A 14,270-nucleotide genomic window follows, 5' to 3' on the forward strand; every position below is an offset into this window, starting at 1 on the left:
GCAAGGTGCAAGGGGTGCGATCCGGACAGGCGCCGGACTCGTCGACACACCTGGGAGCTGTCATGCACCACCGCGAACGACCTGCCGTCGGGCTGCCTGCGTTGACCCCGTCCGCGCGTGCCCGCGCGGCCGTCGCGGGGGTGGCGGTCGCGCTCGGCTGTGTCGCGTGCGCCCCGGGGGAGGACACCGCGCCGACGCCCACGCAGACAGCCACCGAGGCGGCGGCCGAGGCGGTCGCAGGCCCCGTGGTGCGCTCGGTGACGATCGACGGCGCGCAGGTCGAGCTCGCGGTCGGCCCGCTGGCGGTGCACGGCGATGTCGCGGTTCTGCGGCTCTCCGCGCCGACCGCGCCGCCGGGCCTGCGCATGGCCTTCTGGGAGGTCTTCGAGGGCATCGGCACCGCGGGCCCGAACGGCGCCCGGCTGGTGGATGTCGACGCGGGCGCCGTGATGACGACCCTGCGAGACAGCGCCGACCTTCCGGTGATGACCAGGAACGGCAGCCCGGGCGGCTCTGCCACCGAGGCCGCGGAGGAGGCGGCCGGAGACGGCGTCGAGGTGGTGTACGCCGCGTTCACCGTCCCCGACCGGGACACCGTCGGCGTCCTGCTGCCGCAGGCGGGCTGGTTCGAGGGCGTCCCGGTCGTGGACGCCGCGGAAGCGGGGGCGATGACCGTGCCCCCGGCCGAGCTGACGGACAACGAGATCACGGACCATGCGGCGTTCCCGCTGGAGACCTACACCGAGCAGGTCGACGGGCTGGTGCGGGCGCGGCAGACCCCCACGGAGGTGACCGTCGACATCGCCTCCGACGTCCTCTTCGCCGTCGACTCCGCTGACCTGGGCGCCGATGCGCAGGCTGCCCTCGCCGCGGCGGGAGCCCAGGTCGGCGCGCACTCCGGAGGCCGGCTGACGATCGTCGGACACACCGACGACGTCGCCGACGAGGCCCACAACCTCGACCTGTCCCAGCGCCGGGCCGCGAGCGTGTCGCAGCAGCTGGGCGCCCTGGTCGACCTGTCCGGGTTCGACGTGACCGTCGAGGGGCGCGGCGAGAGCGAGCCCGCGATGGCGGGCACGAGCGCCGAGGCGCGGTCGCTGAACCGCCGGGTGACGATCACCCTGGTCCCCGCGGAGGAGGCGGCCCCCGCGCCCGCCGCGCCGGACGACCCCGCGGCGCTGCCCGAGGCCACCGGTCCCAGTGCCGCCGGGCCTGACGGCGTGACCGTCCAGGACGGCGCGAACGCCTACGCGGTGCGGCTCCCGCAGGTGCGGCGGGTCGGTCCCTACCTGGTGGGCGAGCTCGAGCTCACGAACCACGGCGCCAAGGACCTGACCGACGGCGTGCTCGCCTCGGGGGTGTCCGACACGCGGGGCCGTTTCGACCCGAGCCTCCAGCTGGCGGCCACGAACGTGAGCCTGCTCGTCGGCGGCAGCCGCGTGTTCCCGGTCGACTACGTGCGCCCGGAGGCCGACATGCGTGAGCCGTTGTCGGACCGTGTGGTCACCGTCGACGCGGGCGCGACGCGCGTGGTCACCGTGGTGTGGCCGGACACGGGCACGACGTCCGTCGCGGTGGAGGTCGCCCCACGCCAGATCTCGGCGTTCGGCGGGGTCACTGTGGGCGGTGCGGCGTTCCGGCTGACCGACATCCCGGTGGTGGACGGGGACTAGGGCCCGCAGCCGCCGCCGCGGCCTAGCGCCGTGGGGTGTGCGGGCCGGGTCCGTAGGCGGGCGGGCCGGGATGGCCGTACAGGTGCGGCGACGGCACGGCGGGCTGGCGCGCCCAGTGCCGGGTGAGCTTGAGGGCGCCGAATCCCAGGCCGGTGACCAGGAGCCCGAACAGCACGGCCGCCACCCCCGCCGAGGTGCGGGCCATGGCGGACATGCCCGAGTCCTCCGTGACGGCGAACTGCTCCACGCCATTCCCCACGCACGTCAGGTGGTCGATCTCCATCCAGCCCGTGCCTCGAGCGGTGGTCATGGCGGGCCGGTACTCGACGCCGCTGCGGGTGTCCGTGACCACGCGCTCCACGCCCTCGACGGGAACGGGCTCGACCGTTCCCGACCGCTGCTCGCCGGTGGTGAACACCCGGCTCTTCCACTGGCACGTCACGGCAGCCGGGTCCGTCGTGGACGGGTGGGCCAGGATCATGAACTCGCCAGGGCGAAGGGAGGCGCCGTCCTTGCCGCGGACCTTGATCTCCTCGCCCGGCGAGAACTGCGCGTCGACGGACACGGTGCTGTGCGGGGCGAACGGGCCGGACGCGGTCAGGGCGGCCGCTGCGATGAGCAGCATGAACGGGCCGCCGATCAGCCCGACGAAGATCCACATCGCCACGACCGTGCGGAAGCGTGCTCTGAGGTTCACGCGGGGGCCTCTCCTCGCATGCGGCGTCCCGGGCGGCCCCCGCGGGCAGCACTCTAGGGCTCGTCGGCGGAGCGCGTGCCCAGTCCCGCCGTCAGCGACGTCGCGGCGCCTCCGGGCTGCCCCTACAGCGAGAGTCCCCAGCGATATCCGGCGAAGGCCAGCGCGATGGCTGCGACGAGGATCCCGACGCCGTAGGCCAGCGCGACGCCGTACTTCTTCTTCCGGATCAGCTGGACGGTCTCGTAGCTCGCGGTGCTGAACGTCGTGTAGCCGCCCAGGAACCCCGTGCCGACGGCGGCGCTGACGGCGGGCGAGGCGATGTCGTCGGCGACGAGTCCGGCGAGCAGGCCTAGGACGAACGAGCCGGTCAGGTTGATGACGGCGGTGGGCCACGGGAACGACGAGGTGACGCGGCTGCGGATGAGGGCGTCCACGACGTAGCGCACGCAGGCGCCCACTCCGCCCGCCAGCACGACCAGGAGGAACAGCCCCGGTGTCATGACCTACCTCCAGGCGACGCGGCCGCTTGGGCGTGTCCCTCGATGTGACGCAGCTCGTCCTCGTCCGGCTCGTGCGGGTGCAGCCGCGCGCCCAGGGCGATGCCCGCGAGCGTCGCGAGCGCGCCGACGATCACCGTGCCGAGGGCGTACAGGACGGCGATGCCGGCGCGATCGTGGTCGAGCAAGACGGCGGTGTCGGTGGCGAGCGAGCTGTAGGTGCTCAGGCCGCCGCAGAACCCTGTGCCGATCAGCAGTTTCAGCCTGCCGGTCAGCGCCGCGCCGGGAGCGGCCCGTGCCAGTCCCTCGTACAGGTAGCCCAGGACGAACGCGCTGAGCAGGTTGACGACGGGGATGACCACGGGCACGTCGTCGACGTTCGGCACCGCGAGCGTCAGGCCCTCCCGCGCCGCTACGCCCAGGATGCCGCCCACCATGACCAGGCCGAGCCCGGACCAGCGCAACGCGGTGCGGCGGGACGTGCGGGCCGTGTGGCCGCTGTCGGAAGCCATTCTCTGAAAGTAAGCCGGAACTCCAGCGATCGCACCGGGTGGGAACGGGGCCCTAAATGCCAACGGTGTATTTATACGACCGTTCAAAATCGTCGCGCCGTGGGTATTCGGTCTCCGACCTGCGAATACGCCGAGAAGTTGTCGTCAATGGGGTTTGGCGTACCGTCGAATCAGGCACGCAGGCGGGTGCACACCATCACGAAAGGTCCCTGGACATGGATCTGACTCCGCGCGAACTGGACAAGTTGTACGTCTACCAGGTCGCGGACCTCGCACGTCGGAGGCGTGAGCGCGGCACCAAGCTGAACGTCAGCGAGGTGCAGGCCCTGGTCTCCGAGGCCATCCTCGAGGCGGCCCGCGACGGCAAGTCGGTCGCCGAGTGCATGGAGCTGGGCAAGCACGTGGTCTCGGAGCACGACTGCATGCCCGGCGTGCGCCAGCGGATCGCCTTGCTGCAGGTCGAGGCCACGTTCCCGGACGGCAGCAAGCTGGTCTCCTGTCACGACCCTGTCTCGGTGTGACCGTGTCCACGCCGCAGGCCCGGCTGGTGCTGGTCGGCGGCCATGAGAGCCGTCAGGGCGCGGATCTGGAACGTCTGCCCGCCCTCCTGCCCGGCGCCGTGGTGACCGCGCCCGGCAGGCCCTTGCACGACCGGGTGCGCGCTCTGCTGGGGTCCGCCGGGGGACCAGTCGCCGTCCTGCCGATGACGTGGGGACGCGACCCGGTGGCGGTCGCCGACACGGCGCGCACCCTGCAGTGGCTGGCGTCGGGCGACGCCCGGGGGCGGGTCGTCCTGTGCGAGCCGTTCGGCACGATCGACCACCTCGTCGCGCTGCTCCGGACCGCGGCGGCACGGACCGCGGCCGCCCAGTCGGACGCGGCCCTGGTGATAGCGGCCCCGAAGGCCGACCCGTTCGACGACGCCGAGCTGCACCGCGTCGCCCACCTGGTGCGCACCCACGGGGCGGGCCTGGAGGTCGGCGTCGCGTGCGTCGGCGCAGACCCGGACCTCGCGGCCGCCGTGGGACGCGCACGCCTCCTGGGCGCCGACAGCGTGGTGGTGGTCCCCGCCGGGTTCGCCGCCTCGAGCCCGGTGCCCGCGGCCCTCGACGGCGCGTCCTTCTACGGCCCGCTGCTGTCCGACCAGGCCGTGGCGCGGATCGTGACGGAGCGTGTGGCGGCGGCGGCGCACGGCCTCGAGCACGGGCGTGACGGCATCGCCGAGGGGCTGGAAGCCGACCACGGGCACGGCTACGCGCACTCGCACGAGGTGGTCCCGGGCTCCGGCGGCCACGGGCACCCCCATGGCCACTCGCACTCTCACGAACACCCGCACCAGCACCCGCAAGACGGTGCGACGGCATTCGCGCCCGTCGCACCGGGTCCCGCGCGTGCCGACGCGTCCGCGTCGGCACGCCAGTGACGCCGCGCGCGGCCAGCCCTACGAGTGGAGGGACACACGATGCTAGGCACCCCCAAGTACCACCACAACAACGAGGACATCGAGATCAACGCCAACCGTGCGAAGGTCACGCTGCAGGTTGCCAACACGGGGGACCGTGCCATCCAGATCGGCTCCCACTTCCACTTCTTCGAGGTCAACCGAGCACTGCGCTTCGACCGCGAGAAGGCGTACGGCATGCACCTGGACCTGCCCGCGGGCACGGGGGTGCGCATCGAGGCGGGTGACACCCGCGAGGTCACGCTGGCCGCCTACGGGGGCGGACGCCGCGTCATCGGCTTCAACAACCTGGTCGACGGCGGCCTCGACTCCCGCCAGACGCGGCTCGACGCCATGCGCCGCCTGGCGGAGGGCGAGTTCCAGAACGGGGCGCCAGCGACGCAGCCGTCCGACGCCAGCCACGAGGGGGACCACTGATGGCGATCCTGTCGCGCAAGCAGTACACCGACCTGTTCGGCCCCACGCGGGGCGACCGGGTCCACCTGGCCGACTCGAACCTCGTCATCGAGATCGAGAAGGACTACAACGAGGGGCATTACGGCGACGAGATCGTCTACGGCGGCGGCAAGACCGCGCGCGACGGCATGGGAGCCGACCCGCTCGCGACGGCCCCGCAGGGCGTGCTCGACCTCGTCATCACCAACGCGATCATCCTCGACCCGGTGCTCGGGGTGGTGAAGGGCGACATCGGCGTCAAGGACGGCAAGATCGCGGCCATCGGCAAGTCCGGCAACCCGCACCTGCAGGACGGCGTCGACCCGCGCCTCGTGGTGGGCACGGGGACGGAGTTCATCTCCGGCGAGCACCTCATCGCGACCGCCGGCGCCATCGACCCGCACGTGCACTACATCTCGCCGCAGCAGGCCGACGCCGCCATCAGCAACGGCATCACCACGCTGTTCGGCGGCGGGACCGGCCCCAGCGACGCCACGAACGGCGTGACGACGACGCCCGGCGCCTGGTACCTGCACCGCATGATCGAGGCCGCCGAGGACTCGCCGGTGAGCATGGGGTTCTACGGCAAGGGCAACGGGTCGCTGCCGGACGCGTTGATCGAGCAGATCACGGCGGGCGCCGCCGGGCTGAAGGTGCACGAGGACTTCGGCGCCACGCCCGCGGCGTTGAGCGACGCCCTGTCGGTCGCCGACGAGTACGACATCCAGGTGGCCGTCCACACCGACAGCCTCAACGAGTCGGGTTTCGTCGAGGACACGATCTCGGCGATCAACGGGCGCACGATCCACACGTTCCACACCGAGGGCGCGGGCGGTGGGCACGCCCCCGACATCATGAAGATCGCGAGCTACGGCAACGTGCTGCCGTCGTCCACGAACCCGACGCTGCCGTACACGGTCAACTCGGTGGACGAGCTGCTCGACATGGTGATGGTGTGCCACCACCTGTCGCACGACATCCCGGAGGACGTCGCGTTCGCGGACTCGCGCGTGCGCGCCGAGACCATCTCCGCGGAGACGGTGCTGCAGGACGAGGGCGTCATCTCGATGTTCTCGTCCGACTCGCAGGCGATGGGCCGTATCGGCGAGACGTTCACGCGGTGTTTCCAGACGGCGCACCACAACAAGGACAAGCGCGGCCGGCTGGCCGAGGACACCGAGCGGCACGACAACTTCCGCGTGCTGCGCTACCTGGCGAAGCTGACGATCAACCCTGCGATCACCTGCGGCATCTCGGACTACTACGGGTCGCTCGAGCCGGGGAAGCTCGCCGACATCGTGCTCTGGCCGGTGGGCTCGTTCGCGGCCAAGCCGAAGATGGTGATCAAGGGCGGCGTCATCAAGTGGGCGCTCATGGGCGATCCGAACGCGTCACTGCCGACCCCGCAGCCCGTCCTCTACCGCCCGATGTTCGGGTCGTTCGGCCGAGCGCAGCAGAGCACCCGCGTGACGTTCATGTCGCAGGCCGCGATCGACGCCGGGGTCCCCGAGCTGCTCGGGCTGCGCAGCACGGTGCTGCCCGTGCGTCGCACCCGCCAACTCGGCAAGGCGCACATGCTCCGCAACGACAAGGCGCCCGTCATCAACGTGGACCCGGAGACCTACAAGGTCACGCTCGACGGGGTGCCGGCCCACATCGAGCCGGCGAAGTCGTTGCCCATGACCCAGCTGTTCTTCCTGGCCTGAGGAGCGCCGTGCCCACCACCGACCTGCACGCGCTGCTCGTCAGCCTGCAGCTCTCGGACTCCGCGTTCCCGAGCGGCTTCTACACGATGTCGCACGGGCTGGAGGGCTTCAGCCAAGCGGGGCTGGTCGACAAGGGCGGCGTGGAGGGCCTGCTGCGGGGCCTTCTGCTGCACTCCGTGGGCCCGGGCGACGGGACAGCGCTCGCCCGGGCGCACGAGGCGGCGGCGGCGGGCGACTGGGACCGGGTGCGACAGGTCGACCACTTGCTGCACGCCACCAAGCTCAACGCCGAGATGCGCCGGGCGTCGGTCCGCAGCGGCCATCAGCTGACCGACGTGGCGGTCGCCGCCATCGGCGGGCCCGTGCTGGCGGAGTGGGCGCGGATCCTGGCGGCGAAGGAGTCGCCGGGGTGCCAGCCGGTCGCGACGGCGGTGGCGTACGCCGCCGCGGGGATCGGGACTGCCCAGGCCGTCGCGTCCGACCTGTCGGCCTTCGCGGTCAGCGTCCTGGGCGCCGCCCTGCGGCTCCGGCTCGCCGACCACCGGCAGGTCCAGGTCACGCTCCACGCGGTGGGCCCGGTCATCGCGCAGGCGGCTGAGGAGGCCGTCGCCCGGGACCTGGCGGACATGGGCGGCTGCGTCCCGATGGCGGACGTCATGTCGGCCCAGCACGAGCGCGCCGAGGCGCGTCTGTTCACGAGCTAGCGGGCGCCGGCGCAGGACGCGCAGCCGCTGGAGGAGAAGGGGAGAGCGATGAGCGAGAACGCGCTGCGGATCGGCATCGGGGGACCGGTGGGATCGGGCAAGACGGCGTTGGTGGAGGCCCTGGTGCCGCGGCTGATGGCCGTCGGCCGGCGCCCCGCCGTGATCACGAACGACATCTACACGCAGGAGGACGCCCACCACGTGCGCCGCGAGCTGGCGGGTGTGCTGGACCCCGAGCGTGTGATCGGGGTGGAGACCGGCGCGTGCCCGCACACGGCCGTGCGCGACGACCCGACGATGAACCTGGCGGTGGGCGCCGAGATGCTCGAGCGGTTCCCGGACGTCGACACGCTTCTCTACGAGTCGGGCGGCGACAACCTCACGCTCACGTTCTCCCCGGCGCTGGTCGACGTGTTCGTGTTCGTGCTCGACACGTCCGAGGGCGAGAAGATGCCGCGCAAGCGGGGTCCGGGGATCACCGACTCCGACATCCTGGTGATCAATAAGATCGACATCGCGCAGTACGTGCGCACGAACCTCGGCGTCATGGAGTCCGACGCGCACCGCGTGCGCGACGGCAAGCCCGTGGTCCTGACCAACTCGCTGACCGGCGAGGGCGTCGACGCCCTGCAGGACCAGATCCTCGCCGTGTGGGACGGCCGCCTGCAGGCCCTGGTCTCGTGATCGTGGCCTCATGAGCGCCGATGTCATGACCGAGCCGGAGGAGGCGCCCGCGTATGGCGGGCGTCGGCTCCAACCCGCGCACTACGAGCCGGAGCATGTCCCCGTGGAGGTCGCCCGGTACGCCGGCGTGCCCGACATGCTGCCCACGGGCAGTCCGGGGAAGGTGGGCATCCTCGAGCTGGCGTTCGCGCGGACCGACAACGGCACCGAGCTGGTGGCGCACTACCAGAAGTCGCCGTTGCAGATCATGCGGCCGTTGTACTACGACCCGCTGCGGCAGGACATGCCGTACGTCTATCTGATGTCGACAGGCGCCGGGATCCTGCAAGGAGACCGGTTGCGGACGGACCTGGCCTTCGGCCCTGGCACGAGCGCGCACGTCACGACGACGGCCCAGACGCGCGTGCTGCGGATGGAGCAGGACTACGCGGTGGCGCAGGTCAATATCGACGCCGCCGAGCACGCGTACCTGGAGTACCTGCCGGAGCCCGTCGTGCTGTTCCGCGACTCGCGGCTGTACCAGCGCACCAGCCTGACGGTCGCGGAGTCCGCCACGGTCGTCGTGGGCGAGACCCTCGTCGCCGGGCGGCTGGCCCGCGGCGAGCGGCACCGGTACGCGGCCCTCGCGGCGGACCTGGAGATCCGCCGGCCGGACGGCACGTGCCTTGCGGTGGACCGCGTCCGGCTCACCCCCACGGAGCAGGGCACCGGCGGCCTCGCCGTGCTCGACGACCACGACGTGCTGGCAATGCTGTACGTCGTCACCCCGCTCGCTTCCGCAGCGGACCTGGCCGATCTGCTGCACGCCGAGCTGGCCGGCGCCGAGGACGTGGTGCTGGGCGTCAGCGCCCTGCCCGGGGAGGTCGGTGTCTGGGTGCGGATCCTCGGGGACGCCACGACGCCCGTCGCGCACGCCTCCGCCCTCGCGTGGCGGGCGCTGCGCCTGCGGCTCACCGGCCGCCCGGCGCCGGTCGTGCGCAAGACCTGAGCCGGTCGTCGCGCACGGCACGCCCGCCAGCACCGAGAGGAGAAGGTCGATGGCAGCGACGAACACCCCATCACCGACCGCTGGCGTCAGGGCCGCGCTCGACGTGCGCTCCCTCTCCGACGGGCTCTCGCAGATCTTCTTCCAGCGCAACGTGTGGACAGGCCTGCTCATCCTGCTCGCCTTCCTCGTGGCCGACTGGCGGATGGCGCTGCTGGTCGTGATCGGCACCGTCGCGGCGACCGTCACGGGCGCGGTCATGGGCGCGCAGGACGTGCGGCTCGGGATGCAGGGGTTCTGCGGCGCGCTGCTCGGCGCCGCCGTCTACACCGCGCTGGGCTCGCAGGGCTGGGCCTACCCGATCGCCGTGCTCGGCGGCATCCTGTGCGCGCCCGTGACCCGGTTCTTCGTGTGGCTGTTCGCCACCCGTCCGCTCGCCCGGTTCGCGCTGCCGGCCACCACGGCGCCGTTCTGCGTGGTCGCCGGCATCATGCACGCCACCACCACAGGACTGCAGGTCAGGTCGCCAGCCGTGCACGTCGTGGAGGACGCCGGCGCGGCCTACCTGCAGTCGCTGCTGACCAACGTGTCCGAGGTCGTCCTGATCAGCAGCGTGTGGTCCGGCGCGCTGATCCTGCTGGGCCTGTTCGTGGCGTCGTGGAAGGTCGGCCTGGCAGCGGTGATGGGCAGCGCGGTCGGCAGCCTGTGCGCGCTCGCCCTGGGCTGGGCCGACGCCGACGTCGCCGAGGGCCTGGCCGGCTACTCGGGCGTGCTGACCGCGATCGCGCTGTCCGTCGTGTTCCTCCGCAGCACCGTCGCGTCCTGGCTGTACGCGGTCCTCGGCACGGCGGTGACGGCGGTCGTCACCCTCGCGCTCAACGACGCGACCGACGCCCCGCACTACACCTGGCCCTACATCCTGACGACCTGGGTGCTGCTCATCATCGCCACCGGCATCCGGCCCCTGCGGCGCCCCTGATCCGGGCGGGCGCGTCGCTCGCCGCCTGCCGCCCGTGCGAGAGCAGTCAGGCGGGCAGGTCGTCATCCCGCAGCCCGAAGACCTGGAGCGACTCCACTGGTCCGGGCGCGTCGGTGAGGGCGCCCACCTGCCGGCGGGAGCGCCGCGAGTACACCACCCGCGCGAGCTCGTAGTCGTCGGCGTCGAGGCGGACGTGGGCGCCTGCCGGGCCCAGCGCCCACCGGTTCTCGGTCGTCACGAGGACGCCCTCGGCGCCGCGGACCGCGCCGAGGTGACGCACCGTGTGTGCCAGTAGCGCCCGCCATGCGTCCTCGGGCTGGCGTGGCCGGCCCAGCGCCTCGAGCAGGTCGGCCTCGTGGACGATCAGGTCCCACACCGGAGTCGGCGACGCGGAGCCGTAGACGCCATCCGGGACGGCCGCGGCCGCGTCCGCGAGTTGCGCGGCGAGCGCGGCCGTGGTCCGCGACGACCCTTCGGCGACGTGTCGGGCCGTCCACGCGGGACCTGGCGCTCCGTCCATCCGCCCGGACACCACGTCCGTCGCAGCGCCTGCCAGGTGCGCGAGCAGGTCGTGTGCCGACCAGCCGGGCGTCGCTGGGACGGGCGTCGCGGCGCCTTCCGGGTCGAGGCCCTGCGCGAGCAGCACCAGACGATCGACCGCTCTCGCATAGGCGGAGCGGAGCGCGAGCGCCCGGGGATGGGTGGGGTCTGCGGTGAGGCTCACGTGGCTCCCGGAATGCGGCTCTGTCGGCACACCTCGAAGTGCTCGTCCGCCTCTTCCCAGGACGACGCCCCCATGATGTACACGTGCGTCGTGGTAAGTGGATCACGCAGGGAATGCCGCGCGCCAGCAACCGACCGAGTAGTTCTTCGTCCGGGCCGACGACGCCGCGCGCGGGGGGGCATGCATGCGGATCCAGGGACACAGCTTGCGGTTCATCGTCGGCGCGCGGCTGCGGGGCATACGCCCGCTGGTGGGCCTTCCGGCGCGCACGCAAGCCACGGCCGTGGCAGGACCAGTACGGCGCCGGCTCCCGCTGAGGAAGCCCGGCAGCGCTGTCCAGCCCGGCTATCCCGCCCGACGGCGACCCTCTGTCGGCGCCGCGGAGAGTCGGAGCCACACGATCAGCGCGGCTCCCCAGATCACGAAGAGCGGGTCCCACAGCAGCGCGTGACCGACCATCGCCTGTTCGTCATATCCACCGTCGGGGGTCACCACCCCGAGGAGGACGGCGCTGCTGACGGCGACGTTGACACCCCCGTAGACGACGAGGAAGGCCCCTCCCACCCAGCAGGCGGCCCGCCAGAACCGGGTCCCGGGCAGCCGATCGCGTGCGACGCCCACCGGGATCAGCGCGGCCAGTGCCTTGACGACGGCGATGGCGCCCAGCAGCAGGCCCGCTCGGACGGGCGATCGGTCGACGGCTCTGACGGCCCAGTCGCCGACCGTGGGGAGCAGCCAGCGCCCTCCGAGGGCCCAGTACAGGCTGGACGCGGCGTGGACGAGGCCGGCCCCGCAGGCGACGAGGACCGCTGCGTTCGCGGCAGAAGCGCGTGGTGCGGCCATGGGCCTCCCTACGTCATGGGCGGCCGCTGCGACGTGGCGGTGGTGAGCCGGCCCCACTTCGCAGCGTAGGCGCCCGGCGGCATCGGCGTCGGGTCGACGTGCGGCACGGAGGAGGCCCGGCCGCCGGGTGGTGGGACCTGGCGGCCGGGCCTCGGTGAGGGCAGGTTCAGCCCTGGAGCTACTTCAACCCGTTGGACAGTGCCGTGATCAGCTCGCCGTTGGCGGTGTCACCGGACAGCTCCCAGAAGAAGGCGCCTCCGAGGCCCTTGCCCTTGGCCCAGGACGTCTTCCCGGCGAGGGTGCTGGGGGTGTCGTAGCCCCACCACTCGGAGCCGCACTTGGCGTACGCGGTGCCGCCGATCGTGCCCGTCGCCGGGCACCTGGTCTTGAGCACCTTGTAGTCCTCGATGCCGGCCTCGTAGGTTCCGGGCGCCGCGCCCGTGGCCGAGCCGCCGGGCGTCGTCTGTGTGACCCCGGTCCATCCGCGGCCGTAGAACCCGACCCCTAGCAAGATCTTGCTGGCCGGGACGCCCTTGCCGATGAGCTTGTCCACGGCAGCCTCGGTGTTGAAGCCCGCCTGCGGGATGCCCGCGTAGGACGTCAGCGGCGAGTGCGGGGCCGTGGGGCCTGTCGGGTTGAACGCCCCGAAGTAGTCGTAGGACATCGGCATGATCCAGTCGAGCTTCTGCGCGGCGCCGGCGTAGTCGGCGGCGTCGATCTTGCCCCCGTTGCTGCCGTCACCCGTGATCGCCGCTGTGACGAGCTTGCTGCTGCCGAACTTGTTGCGCAGTGCGGTGATCAGGGTGTTGAACGCCGCGGGACCGCTCGAGTCGCACGTCAGCCCGCAGGCGTTCGGGTACTCCCAGTCGATGTCGATGCCGTCGAACAGCCCGGCCCAGCGCGGGTCGTTGACCAGGTTGTAGCAGGACTCGGCGAAGGCGGTCGGGTTGGCTGCGGCCTGCGTGAAGCCGGACGACCAGGTCCAACCGCCGAACGACCAGATGACCTTGAGGCCGGGGTGCATCGCCTTGAGCTTCTTCAGCTGGTTGAAGTTGCCGCGTAGCGGCTGGTCCCAGGTGTCGGCGACGCCGTCGACAGATTCGGCCGCGGTGTACGCCTTGTCGAGGGCCGCGTTGGCGTCGCCGATCGAGCACTGGCCGCCGGTGGTGTTGCCGAACGCGTAGAGGATGTGGGTCAGCTTCGACGCCGACCCGCTCGTCTCGATGTTCTTCACCTGGTAGTTGCGGGCGTACACGCCCCACTCGGCGAAGTAGCCGACCAGCTTCTTGCCGCCCGGCGGCGGAGTCGTGGTGGTCGGTGCCGGTGTGGGGGAGGTCGTGGGCGTGGGGGAGCTGGTGGGCGTGCCGCCAGTACAGGCCACGCCGTTGATGCTGCACGCGGTGGGCGACTTGAACGGCCCGGTGGCCACGTAGCCCCAGGTGAACGAGGCGCCGGGGGCCAGCGTGGCGGCCCAGCCCTTGTTCTTGGCCGTGTAGTGGTTCCCGGCCCGGGTGACATCGGCGTCCCACGAGCTGGTGACGGCGTCCCCGGCGGGGAGGTCGAACTCGAGCGTCCAGCCGTTCACGGGCGTGGCGCCGGAGTTGGTGACAGTGACGTTGACCTGGTGGCCGGTGCCCCAGTCGCCGGTGGAGGTGAAGGTGGCGCTGATCGTGCCCGCCGCGAAGGCGGGCTGGGTCACGACCAGTGCGGCGATCAGTGCGGCGATCGCGGCGAGCGCTGTGGTGATCAGGGCAGGACGTCGTTGCCGTCCTGTCGGCGCCTGGCCGGAAGCTCGGGTGGAATCCATTGACCTATCCCCTGTTCGTCGTCGAAAGCGGATTTGTAAGGAAGGTGTACAAATGGTTCATAGCGACGTTAACAAGAGTCACGGGGTCGAGTCAACAGGCCGTCCCGGCCTCGCTGAGCCGCTGAGAATTGGCGCGAAAGCCTAGGGGGCCCGGCGAATTCACACACCTGACAGGAGTGCGGCGGCCGTCCGCTACACCTGAGTCCGTGCTACTTCGATCTCGGGCGACAGGCCTGACCTGCGCACGGATGTCCGCAGCCATCGACCACGGACCACGCGATCACCGTGCATTTCTCTACATGCTGAATTGCGGTGCATGGGGGGTTTGGGGAACACGCGTCCAGGCTTTTCTTGTCCGCAGTCGGCCCTCATCTCCCGGGAACGGGCGGCCGACGGGCGTGGTCAGGCGGCCGCGCGGTGAGCAGCCCGACGCCGCGGGGCGTCCCAGAACCGGACGCGGACCCTTGAAGGCAGAGACCGCGTCGGGCAGGGTGGCCGCACGCGTCGGAGCGCGATGATCGCGCCCGCCGGACCAAGGGGGCGGCCCATGGAGCACGCGGTG

Annotated in this window: 14 protein-coding genes and 1 pseudogene; 9 read left to right on the forward strand and 6 right to left on the reverse strand. The window is 71.8% G+C overall.

The window, feature by feature from the left end; translation table 11 throughout:
• The first annotated feature begins 62 nt into the window (after positions 1 to 62).
• Entirely contained in the window at positions 63 to 1,673 is a 1,611-nt protein-coding gene (locus tag NP064_RS01685; RefSeq protein ID WP_227568252.1) for an OmpA family protein, read from the forward strand.
• 22 nt (positions 1,674 to 1,695) lie between these two features.
• On the opposite strand, the gene NP064_RS01690 is transcribed toward NP064_RS01685, so the two are convergent.
• The 3 genes from NP064_RS01690 to NP064_RS01700 all read right to left on the reverse strand — a co-directional run bounded on the left by NP064_RS01690 (position 1,696) and on the right by NP064_RS01700 (position 3,379).
• Positions 1,696 to 2,370 (reverse strand): hypothetical protein, encoded by a 675-nt coding sequence (locus NP064_RS01690; RefSeq protein WP_227568251.1) that lies wholly within the window; start codon positions 2,368 to 2,370, stop codon positions 1,696 to 1,698.
• A gap of 122 nt (positions 2,371 to 2,492) precedes the next feature.
• Complete coding sequence (crcB, locus tag NP064_RS01695; protein ID WP_227568250.1) at positions 2,493 to 2,870, reverse strand: fluoride efflux transporter CrcB; 378 nt, start codon at positions 2,868 to 2,870, stop codon at positions 2,493 to 2,495.
• The gene (locus NP064_RS01700) at positions 2,867 to 3,379 is read right to left on the reverse strand and encodes a fluoride efflux transporter FluC (RefSeq protein WP_227568249.1); all 513 of its coding nucleotides are present in this window, start codon (positions 3,377 to 3,379) and stop codon (positions 2,867 to 2,869) included. The genes crcB and NP064_RS01700 overlap by 4 nt, the downstream gene beginning before the upstream one ends.
• Before the next feature lie 215 nt (positions 3,380 to 3,594).
• Between NP064_RS01700 and ureA the strand changes: the two genes are divergently transcribed.
• From ureA to NP064_RS01740, 8 genes and pseudogenes are all read left to right on the forward strand, one after another.
• A complete protein-coding gene (ureA, locus tag NP064_RS01705; protein WP_227568248.1) occupies positions 3,595 to 3,900 on the forward strand; it encodes an urease subunit gamma in 306 nt (101 codons plus the stop codon).
• A gap of 2 nt (positions 3,901 to 3,902) precedes the next feature.
• Positions 3,903 to 4,802 (forward strand): sirohydrochlorin chelatase, encoded by a 900-nt coding sequence (locus NP064_RS01710; RefSeq protein WP_256813754.1) that lies wholly within the window; start codon positions 3,903 to 3,905, stop codon positions 4,800 to 4,802.
• 39 nt (positions 4,803 to 4,841) lie between these two features.
• A complete protein-coding gene (locus tag NP064_RS01715) occupies positions 4,842 to 5,258 on the forward strand; it encodes an urease subunit beta (RefSeq protein ID WP_227568247.1) in 417 nt (138 codons plus the stop codon).
• Complete coding sequence (ureC, locus tag NP064_RS01720; RefSeq protein WP_227568246.1) at positions 5,258 to 6,982, forward strand: urease subunit alpha; 1,725 nt, start codon at positions 5,258 to 5,260, stop codon at positions 6,980 to 6,982. Before NP064_RS01715 ends, ureC begins: the two co-directional genes overlap by 1 nt.
• A gap of 8 nt (positions 6,983 to 6,990) precedes the next feature.
• The gene (locus tag NP064_RS01725; RefSeq protein ID WP_227568245.1) at positions 6,991 to 7,686 is read left to right on the forward strand and encodes an urease accessory protein UreF; all 696 of its coding nucleotides are present in this window, start codon (positions 6,991 to 6,993) and stop codon (positions 7,684 to 7,686) included.
• Between the two features lie 24 nt (positions 7,687 to 7,710).
• Positions 7,711 to 8,370, forward strand: a pseudogene (gene ureG, locus NP064_RS01730) (urease accessory protein UreG); the annotation flags it as partial.
• Positions 8,371 to 8,380: 10 nt separating this feature from the next.
• The gene (locus NP064_RS01735; RefSeq protein WP_227568243.1) at positions 8,381 to 9,358 is read left to right on the forward strand and encodes an urease accessory protein UreD; all 978 of its coding nucleotides are present in this window, start codon (positions 8,381 to 8,383) and stop codon (positions 9,356 to 9,358) included.
• A gap of 49 nt (positions 9,359 to 9,407) precedes the next feature.
• Positions 9,408 to 10,334, forward strand: coding sequence for an urea transporter (locus NP064_RS01740; protein WP_227568242.1), 927 nt, complete (start codon positions 9,408 to 9,410; stop codon positions 10,332 to 10,334).
• Positions 10,335 to 10,380: 46 nt separating this feature from the next.
• Here the strand turns inward: NP064_RS01740 and NP064_RS01745 are convergent, their stop codons facing one another.
• The 3 genes from NP064_RS01745 to NP064_RS01755 all read right to left on the reverse strand — a co-directional run bounded on the left by NP064_RS01745 (position 10,381) and on the right by NP064_RS01755 (position 13,708).
• Positions 10,381 to 11,058 (reverse strand): maleylpyruvate isomerase N-terminal domain-containing protein, encoded by a 678-nt coding sequence (locus tag NP064_RS01745; protein ID WP_227568241.1) that lies wholly within the window; start codon positions 11,056 to 11,058, stop codon positions 10,381 to 10,383.
• A 345-nt stretch (positions 11,059 to 11,403) separates the two neighbouring features.
• On the reverse strand, positions 11,404 to 11,901 hold the full coding sequence (locus NP064_RS01750; protein ID WP_227568240.1) for a DUF3995 domain-containing protein: 498 nt from the start codon (positions 11,899 to 11,901) through the stop codon (positions 11,404 to 11,406).
• A 178-nt stretch (positions 11,902 to 12,079) separates the two neighbouring features.
• Positions 12,080 to 13,708 (reverse strand): glycosyl hydrolase family 18 protein, encoded by a 1,629-nt coding sequence (locus tag NP064_RS01755; protein ID WP_227568239.1) that lies wholly within the window; start codon positions 13,706 to 13,708, stop codon positions 12,080 to 12,082.
• Positions 13,709 to 14,270: the final 562 nt, after the last annotated feature.

Source organism: Cellulomonas chengniuliangii (assembly GCF_024508335.1).
Classification (GTDB): Bacteria; Actinomycetota; Actinomycetes; order Actinomycetales; family Cellulomonadaceae; genus Cellulomonas_A; species Cellulomonas_A chengniuliangii.